Source organism: Komagataeibacter diospyri, from assembly GCF_006538165.1.
GTDB lineage: Bacteria > Pseudomonadota > Alphaproteobacteria > Acetobacterales > Acetobacteraceae > Komagataeibacter > Komagataeibacter diospyri.
Genome location: NZ_BDLU01000026.1, coordinates 1 through 20399, shown reverse-complemented (window position 1 = coordinate 20399; position 20399 = coordinate 1). Strand labels below are relative to the sequence as shown.

Genomic DNA, 20399 nt, shown 5'->3' with positions numbered 1-20399 from the left:
CCCGCCTTTGTTTTCTATTATATATATTTAAAACTTATTCATTATTTGAACTCATGGCCTCTTTTAATAATTTCCATACTGGATGGTCTTTTAAAGCATTTTCTATTATGCGCCATAAAAATATCGTCTCAAACGTATGGGCGCTGTCAAAGTCATAATTGTCATAATCTTTAATGTCTATTGCGCCTGTGGTTGCCTCTACGTCTCTTAACCAGTGCCGTTGAATTTTTACATATACATTATATAAATACAAAATATCGTCTATATATACACCCGTTATTTTATCGTCTGTTATTATTTCATATAGTTCATGCGATATATTATTTTTTTCATCATAGTATCGATTAACGGTGTCAACTTCTTCTTTATCTAAATATCCTAATTCAAGGAAAAAATAAGTGCAGGCTCGGAAGTCCTTACAGTTATGTTTTCCATTATTTATTTTTCCATATTTTTTTATTAACTCTTTAAAATCATCGCCTCTCAATAGGGTCAATTTTCCATTACGTTGTTCGAAATCGGAACAAAAAAAATGGTCTACTGTTGTGATAATATATTTTTTAAATCGTTCCAGCATGATGCTAAAAAGTGATGATATTATTAACGTTTCTTGCGTATTAGCTGTATAGGTCATTAACGAATACAGTTTGGGATATTCTTTTTTTAAATCTTCTTCGGTGTAAGATTTCATGACTTAATCCTTTTGGTATCCACAATATAAGACATATGTGTGTTTATATTTCTTGTTCTAATTTTTTCCTTATGTCTTTTTCGGATGCGTTGATATATCTCAACAGGGTTTGCATGCTTTTGTGTCCGCTCTGGCTGGCGATAGCGCCGACACTTAGACCCTTATCAGCTAATCGGCTAACAGCCTCGTGGCGCAAATCGTGAAGGCGTAGGTCTTTCAGTCCTGCCTTGTCTCGTGCTCTGACAAACCAGTTTTCAACGGTATGGGAAGAAATTGAAAAAAGTGGCGTGTTGTCGGGCTTATCTTTGATGGCATCATATAATGGTTGGATTGCCTCAACGGCTCGTGACGATAGGTATATGGTGCGTCTGTGTCCGTTTTTTGTATCTTTTTTGGTGACTGACCAGCCCCTTTTAGTTCTGCTGATTTCGTCCTTTGTGATGCTCAAAATCTCGCTTTTCCTCATGCCTGTTTCGATTGCGAAGATGACGAACGGGGTCATCTGGTCGGCATACATGCCCTCGGAAATAGCAAGCATCAAAACCTCCTCCTCATATTTATTAAGGCGTCTTTGTCTATTTCCGTGAACTGTTGGAAGTGCGACCTCTTTAACAGGGTTTGAAATATCAAGGCCCCAGCCGTGTTTTGTTAATGGTTTCCCTGCAAGTTCATAGATTGCGCTTATGCGATAAATGTCATTTCTAACGGTTGACGGTGATTTTGTCCGTGACCGTTCTTTTATCCACTGGGCAAGCATGTGGGGCGTTATTTCATTAAGTTTAAGGTGTGCAAATTCCGATTTTTGCCATGAGTTTAATCTTAATAGGGCTTGTTTGAAGCCTTTCAGGTTCTCCAGTTCGGTTTCTTTATATTCCTGAATTGCTCGGAATAATGTCCAGTCTGTTGACGGTGTTTTATTCCTTAATTTTTCTTCCTCTCGTTGCACCTTCAGGGGTTTTGGTTTTTCGGGCTTACGTGGGATGAAATCGTATTTATCGAATGGCTTACCTGTTGCGAACTCGTCTTTAATGGCTCGTTCCACTCGGTCACACCATTCTTTAGCCTGTGACCTGATAGGAAAAGTTAGGCTGACCGAATGACCGTTTAAGCGAACCGTCCCCGTATATTTCCAGGCTCCTGCTTTCCCGCGTTTCTGAATCTGTTTCATTGAAGTCTCCTTTTTGGCTTGTTGTTGGACCTATAATTAACATTCTAACAACAACGATAACAACAAATCAAGGAATACAGGAAAACCGTGCTTTAGGGGGAATTGCTAAACCGTTGTACACTGTCAAGGTGTACCGTGGGTTCGAATCCCATCCCCTCCGCCAATTCTCCTTCTCAGACAATATGAAATAGCGTCAAAAAGCTTGGTTTTTAGCCAGTTCTGGCGCATTCTTCATCTCGGAAGTTCCTGTTTTGTCTCATTCTGTCCCGCCAGAAAGCGGGTATGGAGCGGGTATGGGAAACAGGCACAGCGGGTATGGAGATTGCGATGCTTACCGACGCAAAAATCCGCTCGGCCAGGCCGGCCGACAGGGCCTGGCGGCTGGCAGACACGGGCGGACTGTTCGTGCATATTACCCCGGCGGGAAAGAAGATCTGGCGGCTCCGCTACAAATTCGAAAAGCGGGAGAAACTGCTCACGCTCGGACATTATCCTGCTGTCTCGCTGGCTGAAGCGCGTGCCGAGCGGGAGGAAGCCCGGCGTATTCTTCGTGAAGGCCGTGACCCTTCGGTGCAGGCGAAGATCGTGCGTCTTGCCGCGCGTGTGAACACGGCAACGACTTTTGAAGCTGTCGCACGCGAATGGTACGAACAGCGCAAGGTCCTGTGGGCCACGCGTCATGCGTTTGACGTGATCCGCAGTCTGGAGCGGGATATTTTTCCCAAACTCGGTCATTTTCCTGTCAGCGATATCACCCCTCCCCTCGTCCTTGCCGTGCTGAGGCAGATCGAGGACCGCGGGGCAATCGAGACGGCCCATCGCATCCGTCAGCGCATGAGTGATGTTTTCGTGCATGCAATCGCGTCCGGTTGCGGTTCTTCGGACCCTGCTGCCGTTGTGGCCCCTGCGCTTCGTCCCGTCATACGAGGTCGGCAGCCTGCCATTACGGATCTGGACGGCGTACGCAGGCTCATTCACAGGACAGAGGCCGAAGAGGCGCATCCTGTGACCCTTCTGGCATTGCGACTGCTCTATCTGACGGCTGTCAGGCCAGGCGAATTACGGTTTGCACAGTGGGCTGACTTTGAGGGGCTCGACGGATCAACGCCCCTATGGAGTATTCCGGCGGAGCGGATGAAGATGAAGCGTGATCATCTGGTGCCGCTTTCCCGTCAGGCTGTTGCGACCCTTGAGGCGCTCCGGCCATTCAGCGGTCGTTGGCCGCATCTGTTTCCCAATACGCGCCGGCCCAGACAGGTCATGAGTGAAAATGCACTGGGTTATCTGCTTAACCGTGCGGGTTTTCATCACTGTCACGTGCCGCACGGCTTTCGGGCATCGTTTTCGACCATCATGAATGAGCGTTTCAGAAGTGACCGGCAGGTCATCGATGTGATGCTGGCCCATTCGCTCAAGGATAAAGTAGAGGGAGCATACAATCGGGCGATCTATCTGGACCGGCGGCGTGAACTTGCACAGGTCTGGGCTGACCTGGTCAGTGACGGCCAGGCCAGCCTTGAGGAACTGATTGCGACCAGACGCCGGTCAGGTGTCTGATGTTCCGGCGGTATTGATCCAGTCTTCGATAATGCCGGAATGCCAGCGGATCGTGCCGCTGGACAGTTTGCGTGGTCTGGGGAAAGTTCCTTTACTGATATGCCGGTAAATGGTCGCCCGGCTCAGTCCGGTTCTTTCAGTAACTTCGCGCAGACGTAGAAGTCTGCTGTCAGGCCGATATTCCGTTGCGTCCATGTTCAGGTCCTCCATGTCCTGTCTGTTCAGATCAATATTTTTGCTGTTCCTGATATCTGCATGATCTCCTGGTATGAGAGGTGGTGCCGGGCGGTTTCCGGGTCGTCCAGAAGTGTTTCCGACTGCCTCTGTAGCGGTTACGGAACGGAACTGATTAAGACGGCAGGAAGTCGTGCGGCTGCAACCGATCAGGCAGGCCATAGGGAAACCGGATAGAAAGACTTGCAGGCGGCAGTCTGCGCAGACTACAGCCCCTTCCCGGAAGCCTGTCCGGTACCGGTCTGAAAAATGGTGTCCCGATCCGGGTTCCCGGATTGTCATGACGAACTCCCTGACGGGTACAGGCGTGCCTCTCTCCCCCTTCTCATCCCGCCATGAACTCTCGCGCAGCCCTCTGTCTCTATTCTGTAACTTTACTACATTCATGACATGAAAACTGATCATTTCCATTCAGAAAATGGGGGTGTTTTATCCCGGGCATTACAGAAGGATCGGTTCACGGACCGATGCGGATGCCGGATACGTCTACCGTATCGGGTACCTGCTGGACCGCAGGCAGGGTTGATGGTGCGGCTGTCTGACGGGATGAACTTTGTGCGTGCCTGGGAAAGTCCGGCGGTGTGCAGTCTTTCGGCAGGCCTTGCTTGCTGGTCTGCTCTTCCGTGAAGGGACCACCCTCATCCATGCCGGGTCCCATACCCGTTGGCACCGGGCCGGGCATTCCGTTTGCACCTGTCATGCCGCCCATGGGGAACCCACCCATCACGCCGCGCCCGCTACCGACGCCAAAGCCGGTGGATATGCTGCCATGAAGGCTGCCGTTGCGTGGCGGTGGGGCACGCCAGCATTTATCCGTATGGTCCGGCGCCTGGTGACAGCCTGACAGGGTCACCAGGAGGACAGGCAGAAAGAACGTGATGGCACGTCCTGTAGTAAGGTCGGGCATGGACAGCAGTGGCATCTCACATGTTGGGAGCCGAATCTTAACCTGCTGTCCGGCCGTGTTCCCGTCACGAAATGTAAATCTGCAGCTTGCCAGTATTCAACCGTCTCCCTGTCTTTCTCGTCAGGCGCAAAGGGATCCATCGGGTTATCTGTGGAAGGATCAGCCGGATCAGGTCCGGAATGGACGTAGGCGGTGGCGCCGTGGGTAGCGGTTCTGACGGCATGGAAATATCTGGATTATCTCTGACCTGCAGCCTGAACATGACGTTCTTCCCCGATAGCTTTGCGTGCAATGGAAATGGCAGTCGGCAGGTTGCATGCACCGTTTCTGCCGGTCTGCACGCTTTCTATCAGGTTGAACTGCCCCGGGTGTATTCAGAGCGTTGGGAATGGCTGCAAGGAACATGCCGGTTGGATGGTATTCCCGTTCGCATGGAAAGAAGTCAGCTTTATCCAAACCAGACATATACATTAGAAATGTGTTGCTTTGCTTATGTTCTCCGACCTGACATGGGAACAGGTGACGTAACCATTCATGGGCCACTGAGACGTTCATACATTGCTCCCGGAAACGATCATCGCGATCAGAGGGACGCGTTATACCTGGAGCGGCTTATCGTCATAGTTACAGGGAATATCTTCCGAAACAAAAAGGCCCGGCAATATGCCGAGCCTTCCGCTGGAGGGACGGAATCAGTTGGAACTGTTGCTGTTCTGGTTCCAGCCGCCATTGTGATCACCACTGCGACCGCCGCCGTGCTTGCCCCAACTGCCGTTCTGGGTGTCGTCGCCACGATCCCCGGGGCCGTTGTTCTGGTCGCCACGGTCCTCGCCACCGCGATCCCCGTTTTCGCCGGGGCCGCCGTTCCGGTTTTCACCGCCCTGGCCATTGTGACCACTGGTCCTGCCATGGCCGCCATGCTTGCCACCGTGATGGCCATGACCGCCGTGGCCACGATGCTCGCCCTGCCCGCTGCCCTGGTTCTGGTCAGGGGACTGGGCCTGCGCTGCCAGCGGAAGGGAGATGCCAAGAGCGAGGGCAAACAGAATTGAACGCTTCATGATAAATCCTTTAATTCGACCCCTGATCCGTCATGTCGCATGAGCGGGAATATAAGGTCGAATGATGTAATAGACAGTATCGGTAGTATCCGGGACAGAAATCATGATCCTGTCCGGGGCGGAATTACTCCGGTGAATGTTCCGGACAATCACATGAATATTCCGGAACGCGAGTGCCCTTTATTCAGGCACGCGCACACCACACCATGATATTCCGTAAAAAACAGATCCATACATGGCGGGATTATGGGGTCATTCCCTGACCGGGCGGCCTGCCCTGGCTACCGGGCAGGGAAATCCGGGTTTCAGACCTGCCCGATCGCCCGGGCGGCGTCATCCAGCAGGGCGGCGATCTTTTCCTCGGCATCCGTATCAAGGCCACCGTTACGCAGCCGCAGGCGCAGCGCCGTGCGCAGGTTTTCCATGCCCCGCATGACCGGCATCGGAACATTCTTCCTGCCGCCCCTGCCCTCTGCCGCACCTGTCGCGGCGCGGGACAGGATTTCATCAAGGGCCGCGCGACTGGCGTTCAGGAACGCCTCGCCTTCCGGCGTAATGTGGTAGTTCTTGCGGCCATCAGCTTCGACAATCCGGGCGTAACCCGCTTCATCCAGCCAGGTCAGCGTGGGGTAAATCACGCCGGGGCTGGGGGCGTAGCTGCCACCGAACTTTTCCTCGATCATACGGATCAGTTCGTAGCCGTAGGTCGGCTTCTCCGCGATCAGGGAGAGGACCAGAAGCCGCATCTCGCCATAATCGAACAGCCGGTGACGCCCGCCCCGGCGGCCACCACCATGATGTCCTCCGCGACCATGATGGCGGCGGGGCTCCCCCCCACCGGCCATGCCTTCGGGGGAGAAAGTCTGGCGGTTACGACCGCCTGCGTGTCTGTTTCTGTGCTTCATGATTACCGATATAACTCCCGATATATCTTACTTAAAGATATATCGGAATATATTTTTCAGTTTCCCGGATGGCTCCGCCATTTCAGGTGCCACAGGCAGTCCATCCGTCAGTTCCCTACCCTCATCACATGAGCGAAAAATCTCGTGGCGCTCCCGTTTTCCTGAATAAAGAGGCGCATCGCGCGACAAGCAGATAGAGCGCGGGCGTAGTGAACATGGTCTGTGCCTGGCTGACCAGTAGCCCGCCGACCAGCGCAATGCCCAATGGCTGGCGCAGCTCCACGCCGTAGCCGGCCATCAGCACCAGCGGCAACGCGCCAAGAGCGGCGGCGAAGGTCGTCATGACGATGGGGCGTAGCCGTAGCAGACAGGCCTCGCGGATGGCGTCCCGTGGCGTCATGCCGCGCTCACGCTCGGCATGGATGGCGAAATCCACCAGCAGGATCGCGTTCTTGAGCGAGATGCCGGTGAGCAGCAGCATGGCGATCACCGCCATGCCCGAGAATGGCAGCCCGAACAGGTCCAGCGCGATGACCGCGCCGATCCCGGCCGAGGGAATGGTGGAGAGAATGGTGAGCGGATGCCACACGCTTTCATAGAGCATCCCCAATGTCAGATAGACGGCCAGCACTGCACCGATAATCAGGATCTCGCTGTCATGCGTGCTTTTGCCGACGTCCCCCTCATCACTCTGCAGTTCCCCGTTGATGGTCTCCGGCAGATGCAGGTTCCGCCATTCCTGATCGATGATCGCCTGCGCCTGTGACAGGCTGACGCCGGGAGCCAGTTCCAGCGCCAGCGAGGCGGAACTGGCGTAACCGATATGGGTGACCGCCACCGGGTCGAGGCTGGGGGTGATCCGGGCCACGACGGACAGTGGCACCAGCGTCTCCGCTCCCGTCGCCACGGCTGATCCGGTCGAAGCATTCGCCCCGCCCGCCAGCGAGTTGGCGATCTGGTTCCGAAACGCCGTCGCACCGGTTGACGCCGTGGTACTGGCCACAGCCAATGTCACCACCCGGATGGTGTTGGACGCCGAACTGCCCGAGGCAGAGCCTCCCGAGGGGCTGATCCAGAACTGCTTGAGGATTTCCGGATCACTCTGGAAGCGGTGTTGCACGGTCAGCACCACGTTGTACTGCCCGTGTGTCGTGTAGACGACCGAGGCCGTGGTCTGGCCCAGCGCATCGGACAGGGTGTTGCCGATGACCTGCGGCGTGACCCCGACACGGGCAGCGGTATCGCGGTCGATCGCCAGCGTAATGCCCTGTCCCGGTGGATCGACATCCGGGTCCACATCCGTGAACTCCGGGTGGTGGCGCAGGGCTTTCGCCAGTTTCCGTGTCGCCGGCCCCAGCAGCCGGTCATCCTCGCTGCGCAGGATGTAACTCACTCCGCTGCTGTTCGAGCCGACCCGCATCATGATGTTGCCGGGCGCCTGCGCGTGATATTCGGCGTGAATGTCTTTTCCCATCCGGGCCACCACACGGGCCGCCACTTCCGTTCCCGAGGCCCGCCCGGTGGACAGGTCGCGCAGCGAGGCGAACACCATGCCGTGGCTGGAGCCTTCGCCGGTGTCGAGATAGGCGATGACATGGCTGACGGCCGGGTCTTCCAGCAGCACCCTGCTGAACCGCTCCAGCCGCGCCCTGGTCTGGGCAAGAGAACTGCCGCTGCCACGCGACCCGCCCGAGACGATGCCGATATCCTGACGCGGGAACACGACCTTGGGCATACGGGTGAACAGGACTACGCCCACCAGCAGGGTCAGCGGCAGCAGCAACACGGCTTTGCCGGGATGGCTCAGGCAGATTTCCAACGTGCGACGATACAGGCTGCCGCTGTGTTTTTCATGATCCAGAAAATCTGCCGCATCCACTTCTGGATGCACGGCGGTTCTGTTTTCGGCAAAGCGCATGCACAGCGCCGTCAGACACGGTGTGACCACACAGGACAGGACCAGCGACACCGTGACAGCGATCCCCACCGTCCCGGCAAACTCCCGGAACAGCCGTCCCGTTAGGCCCGAGGCCAGCCCGATGGGCAGGAACACCGCCAGCACCGAGACGGTGATGGAGAGCAGCGTGAACGCCACCTCGCTGGCCCCGGCAATGGCGGCTTCATCGACCGATAGCCCCCGCTCGCGCATGCGGATGATGTTCTCGATCACCACAATGGCGTCATCCACTACCAGCCCCGTGACCACCGTCAGCGCCATGAGCGAAAGATTGTCGAGCCCGAAGCCCGCCAGATGCATCGGTCCAAGACTGGCGATCAGACAGCATGGCACGATGATCGCTGCTGCAATGGATGCCGTCCATGACCGCAGGAACACCCAGACCACGACCAGCGCCAGCACGCAGGCGGCCAGAAGCGTGACCAGCGTATGGTGCAGCGAGGACCGGATCACCGCCGAACCATCCCGCGCCACGGCAATATCAGCCCCCGGCGGCATCAGTGTCCGCAGTTGCGGCAGACGGGCCTTCACGGCATCGACAATGCCCACCAGATTGGCCCCCGGCTGGGCGCGCACCATCAGCGTCAGCGCCGGCTTTCCGTCAAAGAAGGCGGCGGCGTTCACGTCCTGCATACTGTCGGTCACGGTGGCCACATCCCGCAGCCGGACCGGGCGTCCGTTCTTGTAGGCGATGACCATATCCCGATATGCAGCGGCATGTTCGGCCTGATCGTTGACGGCAAGCTGCCAGCGTCGGCCGCCCATGTCGATCACGCCCTTTGGCGTATGCGCATTGGCCGAAGCCAGGGCGGCGCGCAGGTTCTCGAACCCCATGCCGTATTTGAAGAACAGCAGTGGGTTCATTTCCACCCGCACGGCCGGTGCCGAACTCCCCATAAGGGTAACGTCCCCCACGCCCTGCACCTGCAGCAGCATGGGCCGCAGGGTGGTGTTCACCAGATCATACAGCTTTGCCATGGACTGCATGCCCGGCGTGACCGCCAGGATCAGCACCGGCGTCGCATTGGGATTGGCGCGGTGATATTGCGGGTCTGATCCCGGTGTGGTCGGCAAATCCCGCCGGGCTGCCCTTATGGCGGCTTCCACGTCACGCGCGGCACCATTGAGATCACGGCCCAGTTCAAACCCCAGCGAGATGGAGGTCTCCCCCCGCGTGGAAGTGGACTGCATCTGCGTGACGCCTGCGATATTGCCCAGATGCCGTTCCAGCGGGGCGGCCACCGTGCGGGCCATGACCTCGGGTGAGCCGCCTGCGTTGGACGCCGAGACCGAGATCACCGGCAGGTCCACATCGGGCAGGTCGGAGACCGGCAGATGGGGCAGCGCCATCAGTCCCGACAGCACGGCGGAGAGCAGCAGCAGGAGGGTCGCCACCGGGCGACGGACGAACCAGGCGATGAATGTCAAGGAAGATGTCCCGTCCCTGCGGGAGGGCTCATTCTATAAGACGATCGGCCGCCATGTTTTTTCAGCGGCCGGATGAAAAAAATGCGTCAGCGTTCAGCGGATGTCCGCGTCGCCTGCGGCCGGGACCGGTGTTACGGTGATGGCGGCGGCCTGCACGGCCAGTCCGTGCTCGGCGGCGGCCCTGCGCAGGAGGGCGGCGACTTCCGGCATCCGGCAGGGAATCTTCCGCCCCGTGCCTGCCTCGACAAAGGTGACGGCCAGCCTGCCCCTGCGTTCGGGGGCGATGCTGTAATGCCACAGCCGGTCGGGCGAGACGTCGCGGCGCAGGATGTCGCGGGCGACGAGCAGGTTCAGGTTACGCTGGATCGAACCCTGCGACGGGGCGTGCCCATGCTCCATGATCCGGCACAGCGTTTTCCAGATTTCCACTGCCGTCGCGCGTGGTCCGGCTTCCAGAAGACCGTGAAACAGGATGCGCCGCAGATCGGTCATCTTGATGCCCACCTCCTCGCTCCGTTCTTCCAGCCTGCGCACGGCGCTGCGGCTGGCGCCCATGCCGGGGCGGATCTGGTTCAGGGCAGGCGGAGAACGGCGATGTTCGGAGAAGGCGAGCATGGGTTTGATCCTGTCACGATCAGAGAAAGGGAATGGGAGCCAGAACGGAAAAAACCTCAGTTCCCACCGGCATGGATGTAGAATTCGACGGGGACCGTCAGGGTAATGGGATCTCCCGCGACACTGTCCGGCGGAATGGGCAGGGGCTGGGCGCGTCTGGGCAGGGCGATGGCTTCCTGATCCAGCAGCGGATGGCCGGAAGAGCTGGCGAGTGTGACCGAAAGCACATGGCCCTTGCGGTCCATGGAGAAGGTCACGGTGGGCACGCCTTCCTGATGGTCGGCCATGGCGTCGGATGGGTAGCGCTTGAACTTTTCAAGCTGCGCCAGCAGCGCGCCCTGCCATGTAACCGGGTCGTGCGACGCCTTTGACGACGAGGCACCCGGTGCCGGGGCTGCCTGGGTTGGAGCGGGCGGCGCTTCTGAAGACGGCGGTGCGGTCGTGGCCTCGGCCGGTGGCGTCTTGTCCGGGATGGGCTTTTTCAGTTGCGGGACCGGCTTGCTCTTTTTGACGATCTTGCGCGGTTTCTCGGGCTTTGGCACCGGGACCGGCGGATTGGGCGCGGGCGATGGCGGCGCGGTGATTTTCGGCGGCTCGACCGGTGCCGGATCGGGGATGGACTGGGTCTGTTTGGGTCCGATCGGTGCGTCTGTCGGTGGGGTCGGCGTCGAGACCGGTTCCGGGGCCATGTCGATGGCGATCGCGGCAGGCGGCGGTTCGGGCACGGCCATGACTGGCGGCGGCAGGCGCATGATCCACCACACCGCCCCGCCACTGACCGCCAGCACGGCAAGGAAGGACAGGCCCCAGCGCAGCACGTCTTCACGCCGGGCGAGACGGGCCTGCCCCCTCTGCCAGTCGGCGAAGGAGAAGGCCGGGCTTTCCACAGCGCCATCCTGCCCCTGCGTCACGTCAGCCGTGCCACTCACGGTGTCGCTCCGGACGCAGCCGCAGCGGGAGCAGTCGGTGTTGCAGAAGACGCGCCACCACCCGCTGGAACCGGCGTCGTCCCGGCTTCGCTGCCTTCTTCCTGTCCCTGCAGGTTGACCAGCGCGACCTTGAGGTATCCGGCGGTGCGCAGCTTATCCATCACGCCCATCAGCGTGCCGTAATCGACTGTCTTGTCGGCGCGGAGGAAGATGCGTTCGTCTTTGTTGCCTTTCGTCGCGGTTTCCAGGGCCCCAGCCAGACCGTCCATCGTGATATCATCTTCCCCCAGCGCCAGACCATGATCGGCCTTGACGGTGAGAAACACGGGATCATCCGGACGTGGCGTAGGCTTTTCGGTCGAGGACGGCAGGTCCACCGGCACGTTCACCGTGGTCAGCGGGGCGGTAACCATGAAAATCACCAGCAGCACCAGCATCACGTCGATGAACGGCGTGACGTTGATCTCGCTCGCCTCGTGCGGGCTTTCATCGGTGTGGCGCATGCGGATCATGACGGATCACTCCCCGGCGACTGTGCGGGCGTCACGCGATGCGCCTAGCCGCACTACCTGTCCACTGGCGGTCAGTGCCTGCATGCGACCGAGATCACGTGACACCAGCCGCATCACCAGCGCGGTGAGGTCCGCCACCTGCGCGCGGCAGGACGCTGTCTGGCGGGCAAGGTGGTTGTAGATCACCACGGCCGGGATGGCGGCTACCAGACCAAGGGCTGTCGCCAGCAGGGCCTCGGCGATACCGGGAGCCACCACAGCGAGGCTGGTGGCCTTGCTCGCCGCGATGCCGGTAAACGAGGTCATGATGCCCCAGACCGTGCCGAACAGGCCGATGAAGGGCGATGTCGCGCCAATGGTCGCCAGCACGCCGGTGCCGCGCAGGAGCCTGCGGCCTTCGGCGGCCTCAAGCCGTTCGAGATGCAGGACGATGCGTTCCTTCAGCCCCTCGCCGTCATCGGGAATATCGGCAGAGCGTTTGCGTTCCGTCTCGGCCGCCATGACCAGCGTGTGGGCGATCGACGAGTTCCCGCGCGTCCATTCCTCGCCAAGGTCCAGCGTATTGGCGTCTTCCAGCGACTTTTCGGCTTTCTGGAGCTTGAGGCGCACGCGCAGCAGCTCGACAGACTTGGCGACGAAGATGGTCCAGGTCAGCAGCGAAGCTGCGGCCAGCAGGATCATGACGCAGCGGACCACGGGACCGGCATTGAGAAACATGTCCCAGGGGGAGAACGAGATCGGGGTCATGACTGACCTCCTTTGACAGACGACGTACGGCGCCAGGCCCGGAGCAGGCAGGCAACCGTGACGATGAGGGGAATGGACAGGGCAGCCCAGGACAGAGCCAGCCAGATACCGTGCTGGCCCAGCAGGGCGGACAGCAGGCCAAAGGCGGTGAGCGCGCCTAGCGCGATCGGCCACGGCCAGACGGCCACGGACGGACGTGATTCCAAAACAGGCCGGGATGGCACGGGGATTTCGGGAGAGACGGCGTTCATCGTACCGCCTCCGCCGTCAGGACAGGAACAGCTGCATCGTCCGCATCATCCAGATCATATCCCAGCGCGCGCAGACGGGCATCGGTCGCCATCTTGCGTTTGCCCGCCCACAGCACCAGACCGCTGACCAGCACGCCGATCACCACCACATCCAGCAGCGCCCACAGGATGCGCAGCGGCATGCCGCCATAATCACCGAAATGCAGCGGGCGGGAGATTTCGAGGAAGCGCAGATACCACGGCATCGGATAGGCTCCGGTCAGCTCGCCCGTGCGGGCATCGACCAGCACCGGGGTGAACAGCCGGGCGCGCAGTGGGGTCGCGCCTCGGGTCCAGAGCACGTAATGCACCGGGCTGCCGAAGGAGGCACCAGGGAAGGACAGGCCCGTCACCTCATTACCGGGGGCTGCCCTGGCTGCCGTGTCGAACGCGGCCTGCACGGACGACAGATGGTCCTGCGACGGCACCGGCAGGTTGGCGTAAGGTTTCAGGATCTGGCGCACGTCCGTCACACGCCACAGGCCGAACAGCGGTGTCTGGAGTTCGTTGACCAGTCCGGTAAAGCCCACCACTGTCGCCCAGACCAGTGTGGCGGCCCCCAGCAGGTTATGCAGGTCCAGCCATGTCAGGCGCGCGGCCCGGTCACGCCGGACCGAGCCGAACGGCAGCCGTTTCATGAACCGGCCATACAGAACCGTGCCGGACACCAGCGAAGCCACAAACACCCCGCCCATAAGACCAAGAAACAGGCGACCGGGCAGATACGCGAACAGACTGACGTGCAGGCGGCGGCAAATGCCCATGATCAGGCCGGTCCATGTGCCGGGCGGCTTGAGTTCTGTCTCGGGTCGCGACTGTTCCAGCATCTTGGTCGTGCGGGCGTCGAACTTGATCCAGTGGCTGGAATTCCGGTCAGGGTATTTGTCGTCATCCTTCAGGGCCTGCCAGCTTGGGGCCATCGAAACCAGCACGGCGGGTTCATCATCGTCAGGATCAACATTGGTGACGATCTGGCCGGGATAGAGTGCCCGCGCCTTTTCCACGATGACGTCCAGATTGGCATTGGGCGTATCGGGCGGGAGAACTTCATACGGCGGGTCATCGTCGCCGACGAACGTGTCCCAGATCTGCTCGGAGAACAGCAGCGGCAGACCGGTCACGCACACGATCAGCAGGAACAGCGTGCAGACCAGGCTCGTCCATTTATGGACCACGAACCAGCGGCGGAGTGTTCGGGTGGTCATGAAAACCGCACGCTCACAAATGCGTGTAAGAATAAGTCGCAGTTGATGAAACGATAAACGCCCACATGACCTCCTTCCTGGAAAACCCGCTTTCTGTCAGCAACGGCAGGACACAGCGTCCTGCTCTTCCGCCAGAAGGCGTGCCCTTATTTACTAAGACGATCAGGGAAGGAATTTTCAGTAACAAAAACTCAAAAAATCGACATGCCACTTATGCGCATCTGAACTGGCAGGAGAATAGCTTTCCCGTGACAGCCCACGTAACTTGCACAAGACCATCCCATGAGTTTGACATAGGTCGCCCCACGGATATTGCCGGGGGCAACCCACGTTTCTTGCAGGGAGTTGCCCCACGGAAATTGCAGTGAAGCTGCCCCTCGACTTTGGCATGGAGACGAGGGGCAAGGTGCTGAAACAAATAGGGAAAAGATGCCGTAGTTCGGGGTGGGGAAATTTCACCAGTTATACGTCAAGTTTCCATAAAGGCGGCGACCTTGGCCAGTATAACAAAACGATCCATCGCAACTCGTAACATAGTATTTGTTTGTTAAGTTGGATACCGCAAGCTGTGCTTTAAGCCCCTTAAGTGCTGGGATTGCCTGTCCCAAATCGTAGTGAGCGCCAATATCGAATAGTATGTATGATGGTGTTTTAAAAGATTCCACATTATCCACATAAGTAGAGCCTACGTATCTCATACCCCAATTGATACCAAGACCTTTGGCAAAACTGGTAGGAACGGTGTAGTCAGCAAAGACGGAAAACATGTTGCGAGGCATTTGCGGTACGACCTTTCCTGTTTCAGAAACAGCATTACCGTAAGAATTTCCATAAACGTCTACTCGTTGTGCTGTCTGATTTGTCTTCGCGAAACGAATATCAGTATAAGTATAGGATGCGACAAGCCGCAGATCTTTAGTAACATTTGCATTTGCAGAGACTTCAAACCCCTGAGACCGCACTTTCCCAACGTCCGAGCTAAATCCAGAATGCTCTAAATCACTTATGAGATAGTGATCTTCATCAATACGAAAAGCAGATGCTGTAAGAATAATATTATTATTTGGTACCTTATATTTTAGTCCAGCCTCCATCTGCTTCCCCGTTAATGGTGAAAACGGTTTTCCTAGATAATCTGTCGATCCAGCTTGAGGGACAAAAGATGTCGAATAACTGAAATAAGGAGCCAAACCAAATTTAGTATTATATATCAAGCCAGCTCTCCACGTGAACGCATGTTGCGGTTCAGGTGCGTCCCCAAGGCTGGATTTTGTTATAGCGTGAGCTGCATTGTCGTTATTAACAGAATATCTGTTGCTGTTATAGTTGACCCAGTCCTCACGTCCTCCAAGAAGAACAGACAAGCCTTTCCACTTAATTTGATCCTGAAAATAAACTCCCTCCTGAAAATAATTATAGGGTCCCGTGCTTCCATAGACTTCACACGCGGCCGAATGAATATTTACACATACAGGGGTATTCGTTGTTGGATTATATAAATTTTGGGTATAAGTTTGTGTATAATCGTAAAATGCATTTTGCATATATTCTAATTGCCTAAAGTCAGAACCAACAATCCATGTGTGCTTCAAAGGGCCGGTAGAAAATTTTCCATAAAGACGTGAATCTAGCCCTATCGTTGTTGATCGTGAATTAATGGACCATGGACGAACACCAACTTCGGAGTTGGTGATGCCAATTCGACTATAAACGTCATTTTGTTCACTATAAGAGTTTTCGTATCGGAAAGTTTGTGAAAAGGAAATATACTTATTGAAGTCGTGTTTAAACATATATTCAAACATCGCTTCCTTTGAGCCTTCTTCATTCCAACTCTTATAGCCAGTAAACGTGTTTCGTGGAATGCGGCGACAGTTTGCATCTTGAATTAATGTCCCACAGGTAGGGTACTGTAAATAATTCGTACCATTTCCTGGTGTGTACATATACATGCCGAGTAAAGTCAGTGAAGTCTTAGGATCAATATCCCACGTAATTGATGGCAGAACTCCCACACGATGGTAGTCAATGTGGTCAACCTGCGTTCCGGAGGTTACGCCAATTGCTGCCACACGATAGCGTATATTGCCACTTTTTGTGATTTTATCACTAACATCGGCTGTTGCTTCATAACGCCCCCAACTGCCAAAACCAAGGGAGACCTGATGTAAAGGTACATCCGTGGGTTTTTTGAGAGTGATACCAATCATCCCCCCGGGGTTAGTCTGTCCATACATGACAGACGCTGGGCCATTCACCGCTTCGATCCGGTCGATAAAAGCTGTTTCTCCAGAGCTTCCACTATTTAGAGCCAAACCATCGATAAACGATGTTGTGCTGAATCCTCTCTGTTTTATTCCACTGTTGGTTCCATCCAATCCACTTCCATTAGAGTAATTTCCTAAACTTTCTGAATATACCCCGGGTGTGTAGCGGAGCGCCTCAACCACATTTTGCGGTTGCTGATCTTGCATTAGCTGCTTCGTAACAACGTATATCGAGTTCGGTATTTCTGTGATCGGAGTGTCTGTTTTGGTGCCGGCCATCGTCGTTGTGGCAACATATCCAATACCCGGACCTGTCGGATCCTGATGTGCAACAGTTCCACCGACGCGCACCGGACCAAGCGTGATATTGGCTGAGGCCTTAACGAGCGAGATTTTATTGCCAGTTCTCGAAAAACTGTAGCCACTGCCAGACAACATACGAGACAGAGCCTGATCTGCAGTCATCGTTCCCGAAACGGCGTTGGCATGCAGCCCCTTCACTTTATCCATATCATAGAAAATCTGGAGATGAGCGGTCTGACTGAGTGTCAGCAGCGCGTGGTTGAGTTCGCCGGCCGGGATATTCACTGATAGGGTCTGCGCTGCCGCCGGAACCACCGTCCCCTGCGCCATGGCAGGAGATGGACAAAGCTCAACGGCGCACCAGGTCAAGGCGCTCCCCGCCATTAGCTGACGAATCAATACTCCACATCTGGTCCGATTTTTTGTCCTGCGCGGTGCATCCCCACGTTCCATCATCGCCTCATTTCATCCATCGCCACGGCACTCCCAAAACGAGAATGCATTGCATTTGCGTCAATGAGTAAGACGCCTGAGGCTTCAGAACTCAGTAAGGAATTCTGCGAAATCCAAACGACTTTTTTTATTTTTTCTTCTGGATCAATGCATTAGACGGCGCATTTCTGCGCGGGCGAACAGTGAGGATAACCGACCCTCAATAAATGATCGTCGCAAGACCGGCGACCGATACCGATCGCAGGGCAAGCTGCCGGGTGATCGAGGACACCGCACCGTCAATATCGGAACAGGAGAAAACGCCACTCACCCGGCGATCCCTGAGACGCGCGCCCATCAGCATGATGCGCGCCTGCCGATAGCGGTTCAGACGTGCGATCACCTCCGAGAGCGGCTCATTGTCGAATACAAGCTGTCCACTGCGCCAGGCCGTTATTGCGGCAATGGGAGCGGCCTGCGGCGTGTCCAGTGAACCATCACGGCCATATCGGACGCTCTGCCCCTCCGCGACGACGACCGAATGTGTCAGGCCATCAGGGGGCCGCGTTACGACCCTGACGCTATGCTCGGTCACGGTCGTGCGCACCCCATCAGGATCACGTTCGACCATAAACTGGGTGCCAAGAGCGGTCGAAGTGCCACGAACCGCTTCGATGACAAAAGGCCGATGCTCCGTAGCGCCCAATGGTGCGACCCTGAACCAGGCGTCGCCATCGATCAGCACGATCCGGCGTTCACTGGCAGTATAGCGAACACTCAGGGCCGTATGGCTGTCCATGACGGCGGTGCTGCCATCGGCAAGATGGACGGTATGGATTTCGCCAACAGGTGTCGTGTAATCAGCCAGCCAGCGGCCCGGTTCAACCCAGCCTGTGCCAATGCCAAGCCCGAGGACAAACAGGCCCGCGATACCAGCGGTCGTGACATGCGTCGCGGTCCGACGATGACGGGCCTTCTTTTCCCGGCTACCAACATCCAGATCCGACCACAGGCTGGACGCACGCTGGAACGCGGCTTCATGAAGGGGCGATGCCGATCGCCACGTAGCGAAAGCCTGCTTTTCTTCAGGATTCAGTTTCCCGCCGCCCAGACGGATGACCCACTCTGCAGCTTCCGTATCAATCCTGTCCTGCTGATCGTCAGTACTATCTGTCATTGGCCCTGCTTGCTGACTGCCACGGGGCGGCTACAGATAAGACGTCCGGACATCACGAAACCAGTAAAAGAAAAACATACGGATCAGCGCGGCAGGCGTAACAGAAGATGACGCAGGGCCGTAGCAAGATGCTTCTGCACCGTGCTTTCCGACACGTCCAGCCGGGTGGCAACGGTGCGGTAACTCAGCCCCGTTACCCGATTGAGCACAAAGATGCGCCGCGTCAGCTGGGGCAGTTCATCGAGAAGGGCCGCGATCTGTCTGATTTTCTCCCTTGCGGCTGCCACATCCTCCGCGCGGGGGCGATCATCGGCAATATGGGCGAGATCCTCGACAGGAACACTGGACGTCTTACGGCGGCGCAGTGACCGGACATGGTCGATCACCAGATTACGCACCGTGCTGTAAAGAAAGGCACGGCAGGCTTCAGCCGGAAGGGCGTCGCCATGTTCCATGAACCGGACAAAGGTTTCCTGCACGAAGTCAGCGGCCAGGTCGCGGTCATTCAGTTGCCTGCCGACATAGTCGGCCAGTTCACGTTGATGGCTCGAAAACAGCCGGCTGATTCGTATTCTGTCCACCCTGCGGGTCGCCTGATTGCCATGATACAGACTTTCCCCTAACACAACTAAGAACCATTCGCAAATAATACATCTCTTTGCGTTACTGAAATGACGGTCGTCAGGCGTCTCTACCCTATAGAGGTTAATGGACAGGACGATTTCGCGATGGAACGCCTCCATTCGTTGAGCATACGCGACCTGCACATCCTGCAGGTGCTCGACATGACGCGCAGCCTTGGCCGGGCGGCGACCGAACTGGGCACCTCCGTCGCGGCGCTGAGCCGCCGCCTCACCCGGATCGAAAACCTGCTCGGGATGACCCTGTTCGAACGCGGCGTGAATGGCACGATGATTACCGCTCCGGGACGTCGCGTCCTGCAACATGCGCGCCGCATGATTGCCGAAGCCCATCATCTCCTTGCTCTCGGAAGCGGCACCGTAGACAGCCTCGAAGGCGAAATCCGCCTTGGTCTGGCCTGCCCGCCGCTGCACCCGATGGTCGAGACGTGGCTGCGGCTATGGAATGAAGCCCATCCCCGGACACGGATCGGGTTATATGCACCGCTGGAGGAAAGCATGACGGCCCTGCTGCTGAACCGGGGTATCGATGCTGCGATCCTCCACCCGGATGCACTCAGTGCCGGCCTCGCCTCCTTCGCATTGTACCGTGAAAATATTGTCGCCGTCATGCCCGAGCGCCATCACCTTACGAAGCGCCAGACGGTGCTTCTGATGGATCTGAGAGCGGAACGCCTGCTGGTGCCGGTCACGACGCAGGATGACCGCTGTGCCCGTTTCCAGCTTGGGCTACTCGGACCACAGGCGCATATTGCGATGCATCGTGGTGGCATGCTTACCCTACTGTCACAGGTACGCTCTGGCGCAGGACTTGCCCTGTGCAGCACCGCCATTCGCGACCTGCAGCCACCGGGGCTCGCTTTCCGCAATATTGCAGACATTCAGGCTGAATTCGAGATGCACCTGGCCTGGCGCGCGGACGCCGAGGATGCCCTGCTGGGCCGGTTTGTCCGGTTCATGCAGACGGTGTCCCGGACCGGCCTCCCTCCCTCGTCTGGCCGTTCCGCAGACGCCGGAAACCCCGATCCGCCTGCATGAACCGGGCCAGCATGGGAGCAACCAGTCGTGCAGGCTGATAAGGCTCGGCCAGATTGTCCTGGCGGGCCATGATTTCGGCATAAGCCACCAGATCCCGAAACAGGGCTGCGGGCAGGTCCACCGTCAGCCGTACGGGTTTTTCGTCCTCGATCGTCGCCAGCCTGAGCTTCGTCATCCTTCTGTCTCCCCATAGGGTCTGAGCACAAGGTCAGTCTTGACCATGACACGCATGGGCAGACCGGGGTGAACTGCCCCGGTTTTACCGGAGAGCGATTTGTTCAGCGCTCAGGCTGCGATATCAAGTCTGCTCTGATCTGCATGGAAGGCGCGTTCGG

Annotated in this window: 19 protein-coding genes; 2 read left to right on the top strand and 17 right to left on the bottom strand. The window is 57.1% G+C overall.

The genetic code is table 11. The features are described 5' to 3' along the window. Window positions 1-34: 34 nt before the first annotated feature. Window positions 35-691 (bottom strand): hypothetical protein, encoded by a 657-nt coding sequence (locus MSKU9_RS04185; RefSeq protein WP_141260081.1) that lies wholly within the window; start codon window positions 689-691, stop codon window positions 35-37. Between the two features lie 43 nt (window positions 692-734). Beyond that, window positions 735-1859, bottom strand: coding sequence for a tyrosine-type recombinase/integrase (locus tag MSKU9_RS04180; RefSeq protein WP_141260080.1), 1125 nt, complete (start codon window positions 1857-1859; stop codon window positions 735-737). 327 nt (window positions 1860-2186) lie between these two features. On the opposite strand from MSKU9_RS04180, the gene MSKU9_RS04175 reads away from it, so the two are divergent. After that, entirely contained in the window at window positions 2187-3416 is a 1230-nt protein-coding gene (locus MSKU9_RS04175; protein ID WP_141260079.1) for a tyrosine-type recombinase/integrase, read from the top strand. On the opposite strand, the gene MSKU9_RS04170 is transcribed toward MSKU9_RS04175, so the two are convergent. The 14 genes from MSKU9_RS04170 to MSKU9_RS04105 form a co-directional block, all read right to left on the bottom strand. Next, complete coding sequence (locus MSKU9_RS04170) at window positions 3405-3611, bottom strand: helix-turn-helix transcriptional regulator (protein WP_048883615.1); 207 nt, start codon at window positions 3609-3611, stop codon at window positions 3405-3407. The two genes, MSKU9_RS04175 and MSKU9_RS04170, sit on opposite strands and share 12 nt — an antisense overlap. A 496-nt stretch (window positions 3612-4107) precedes the next feature. Further along, window positions 4108-4572, bottom strand: a complete 465-nt coding sequence (locus tag MSKU9_RS04165; protein WP_141260078.1) for a hypothetical protein — start codon at window positions 4570-4572, stop codon at window positions 4108-4110. A 677-nt stretch (window positions 4573-5249) separates the two neighbouring features. After that, complete coding sequence (locus MSKU9_RS17885; protein ID WP_154670669.1) at window positions 5250-5618, bottom strand: hypothetical protein; 369 nt, start codon at window positions 5616-5618, stop codon at window positions 5250-5252. A gap of 305 nt (window positions 5619-5923) precedes the next feature. Further along, window positions 5924-6523 carry a PadR family transcriptional regulator gene (locus tag MSKU9_RS04155; RefSeq protein ID WP_193557630.1) on the bottom strand — a complete coding sequence of 200 codons (600 nt, stop codon included), beginning with the start codon at window positions 6521-6523 and terminating at the stop codon, window positions 5924-5926. Between the two features lie 124 nt (window positions 6524-6647). Continuing rightward, the gene (locus MSKU9_RS04150; protein WP_141260077.1) at window positions 6648-9908 is read right to left on the bottom strand and encodes an efflux RND transporter permease subunit; all 3261 of its coding nucleotides are present in this window, start codon (window positions 9906-9908) and stop codon (window positions 6648-6650) included. 93 nt (window positions 9909-10001) lie between these two features. Beyond that, a complete protein-coding gene (locus MSKU9_RS04145) occupies window positions 10002-10523 on the bottom strand; it encodes a Fur family transcriptional regulator (RefSeq protein WP_141260076.1) in 522 nt (173 codons plus the stop codon). 56 nt (window positions 10524-10579) lie between these two features. Then, the gene (locus MSKU9_RS04140) at window positions 10580-11452 is read right to left on the bottom strand and encodes an energy transducer TonB family protein (RefSeq protein ID WP_141260075.1); all 873 of its coding nucleotides are present in this window, start codon (window positions 11450-11452) and stop codon (window positions 10580-10582) included. After that, on the bottom strand, window positions 11449-11964 hold the full coding sequence (gene exbD, locus MSKU9_RS04135; RefSeq protein ID WP_141260074.1) for a TonB system transport protein ExbD: 516 nt from the start codon (window positions 11962-11964) through the stop codon (window positions 11449-11451). The genes MSKU9_RS04140 and exbD overlap by 4 nt, the downstream gene beginning before the upstream one ends. A 6-nt stretch (window positions 11965-11970) precedes the next feature. Next, window positions 11971-12711, bottom strand: a complete 741-nt coding sequence (gene exbB / locus MSKU9_RS04130; protein ID WP_141260073.1) for a tonB-system energizer ExbB — start codon at window positions 12709-12711, stop codon at window positions 11971-11973. Further along, the gene (locus tag MSKU9_RS04125) at window positions 12708-12962 is read right to left on the bottom strand and encodes a hypothetical protein (RefSeq protein WP_141260072.1); all 255 of its coding nucleotides are present in this window, start codon (window positions 12960-12962) and stop codon (window positions 12708-12710) included. Before MSKU9_RS04125 ends, exbB begins: the two co-directional genes overlap by 4 nt. Then, complete coding sequence (locus tag MSKU9_RS04120; protein WP_141260071.1) at window positions 12959-14206, bottom strand: PepSY-associated TM helix domain-containing protein; 1248 nt, start codon at window positions 14204-14206, stop codon at window positions 12959-12961. The genes MSKU9_RS04125 and MSKU9_RS04120 overlap by 4 nt, the downstream gene beginning before the upstream one ends. 455 nt (window positions 14207-14661) lie before the next feature. After that, window positions 14662-17232, bottom strand: a complete 2571-nt coding sequence (locus MSKU9_RS04115) for a TonB-dependent siderophore receptor (RefSeq protein WP_141260070.1) — start codon at window positions 17230-17232, stop codon at window positions 14662-14664. A 196-nt stretch (window positions 17233-17428) separates the two neighbouring features. Further along, complete coding sequence (locus MSKU9_RS04110; RefSeq protein ID WP_141260069.1) at window positions 17429-18385, bottom strand: FecR family protein; 957 nt, start codon at window positions 18383-18385, stop codon at window positions 17429-17431. An 83-nt stretch (window positions 18386-18468) separates the two neighbouring features. Then, complete coding sequence (locus MSKU9_RS04105) at window positions 18469-19011, bottom strand: RNA polymerase sigma factor (protein ID WP_052279945.1); 543 nt, start codon at window positions 19009-19011, stop codon at window positions 18469-18471. A 102-nt stretch (window positions 19012-19113) separates the two neighbouring features. Between MSKU9_RS04105 and MSKU9_RS04100 the strand changes: the two genes are divergently transcribed. Then, window positions 19114-20064: a LysR family transcriptional regulator gene (locus MSKU9_RS04100; protein WP_162515722.1), complete on the top strand. Its 951-nt coding sequence runs from the start codon at window positions 19114-19116 to the stop codon at window positions 20062-20064. Here the strand turns inward: MSKU9_RS04100 and MSKU9_RS04095 are convergent. Then, entirely contained in the window at window positions 19982-20239 is a 258-nt protein-coding gene (locus MSKU9_RS04095; RefSeq protein WP_141260067.1) for a DUF2274 domain-containing protein, read from the bottom strand. The two genes, MSKU9_RS04100 and MSKU9_RS04095, sit on opposite strands and share 83 nt — an antisense overlap. Between the last annotated feature and the right edge of the window lie 160 nt (window positions 20240-20399).

Excerpts from the sequence above, each read along its gene's own strand:
- MSKU9_RS04185 (WP_141260081.1), bottom strand. The coding sequence starts at position 691 with ATGAAATCTTACACCGAAGAAGATTTAAAAAAAGAATATCCCAAACTG.
- MSKU9_RS04180 (WP_141260080.1), bottom strand. The coding sequence starts at position 1,859 with ATGAAACAGATTCAGAAACGCGGGAAAGCAGGAGCCTGGAAATATACG.
- MSKU9_RS04175 (WP_141260079.1), top strand. The coding sequence starts at position 2,187 with ATGCTTACCGACGCAAAAATCCGCTCGGCCAGGCCGGCCGACAGGGCC.
- MSKU9_RS04170 (WP_048883615.1), bottom strand. The coding sequence starts at position 3,611 with ATGGACGCAACGGAATATCGGCCTGACAGCAGACTTCTACGTCTGCGC.
- MSKU9_RS04165 (WP_141260078.1), bottom strand. The coding sequence starts at position 4,572 with ATGCCACTGCTGTCCATGCCCGACCTTACTACAGGACGTGCCATCACG.
- MSKU9_RS17885 (WP_154670669.1), bottom strand. The coding sequence starts at position 5,618 with ATGAAGCGTTCAATTCTGTTTGCCCTCGCTCTTGGCATCTCCCTTCCG.
- MSKU9_RS04155 (WP_193557630.1), bottom strand. The coding sequence starts at position 6,523 with ATGAAGCACAGAAACAGACACGCAGGCGGTCGTAACCGCCAGACTTTC.
- MSKU9_RS04145 (WP_141260076.1), bottom strand. The coding sequence starts at position 10,523 with ATGCTCGCCTTCTCCGAACATCGCCGTTCTCCGCCTGCCCTGAACCAG.
- exbD (WP_141260074.1), bottom strand. The coding sequence starts at position 11,964 with ATGATCCGCATGCGCCACACCGATGAAAGCCCGCACGAGGCGAGCGAG.
- exbB (WP_141260073.1), bottom strand. The coding sequence starts at position 12,711 with ATGACCCCGATCTCGTTCTCCCCCTGGGACATGTTTCTCAATGCCGGT.
- MSKU9_RS04125 (WP_141260072.1), bottom strand. The coding sequence starts at position 12,962 with ATGAACGCCGTCTCTCCCGAAATCCCCGTGCCATCCCGGCCTGTTTTG.
- MSKU9_RS04120 (WP_141260071.1), bottom strand. The coding sequence starts at position 14,206 with ATGACCACCCGAACACTCCGCCGCTGGTTCGTGGTCCATAAATGGACG.
- MSKU9_RS04115 (WP_141260070.1), bottom strand. The coding sequence starts at position 17,232 with ATGATGGAACGTGGGGATGCACCGCGCAGGACAAAAAATCGGACCAGA.
- MSKU9_RS04110 (WP_141260069.1), bottom strand. The coding sequence starts at position 18,385 with ATGACAGATAGTACTGACGATCAGCAGGACAGGATTGATACGGAAGCT.
- MSKU9_RS04100 (WP_162515722.1), top strand. The coding sequence starts at position 19,114 with ATGGAACGCCTCCATTCGTTGAGCATACGCGACCTGCACATCCTGCAG.
- MSKU9_RS04095 (WP_141260067.1), bottom strand. The coding sequence starts at position 20,239 with ATGACGAAGCTCAGGCTGGCGACGATCGAGGACGAAAAACCCGTACGG.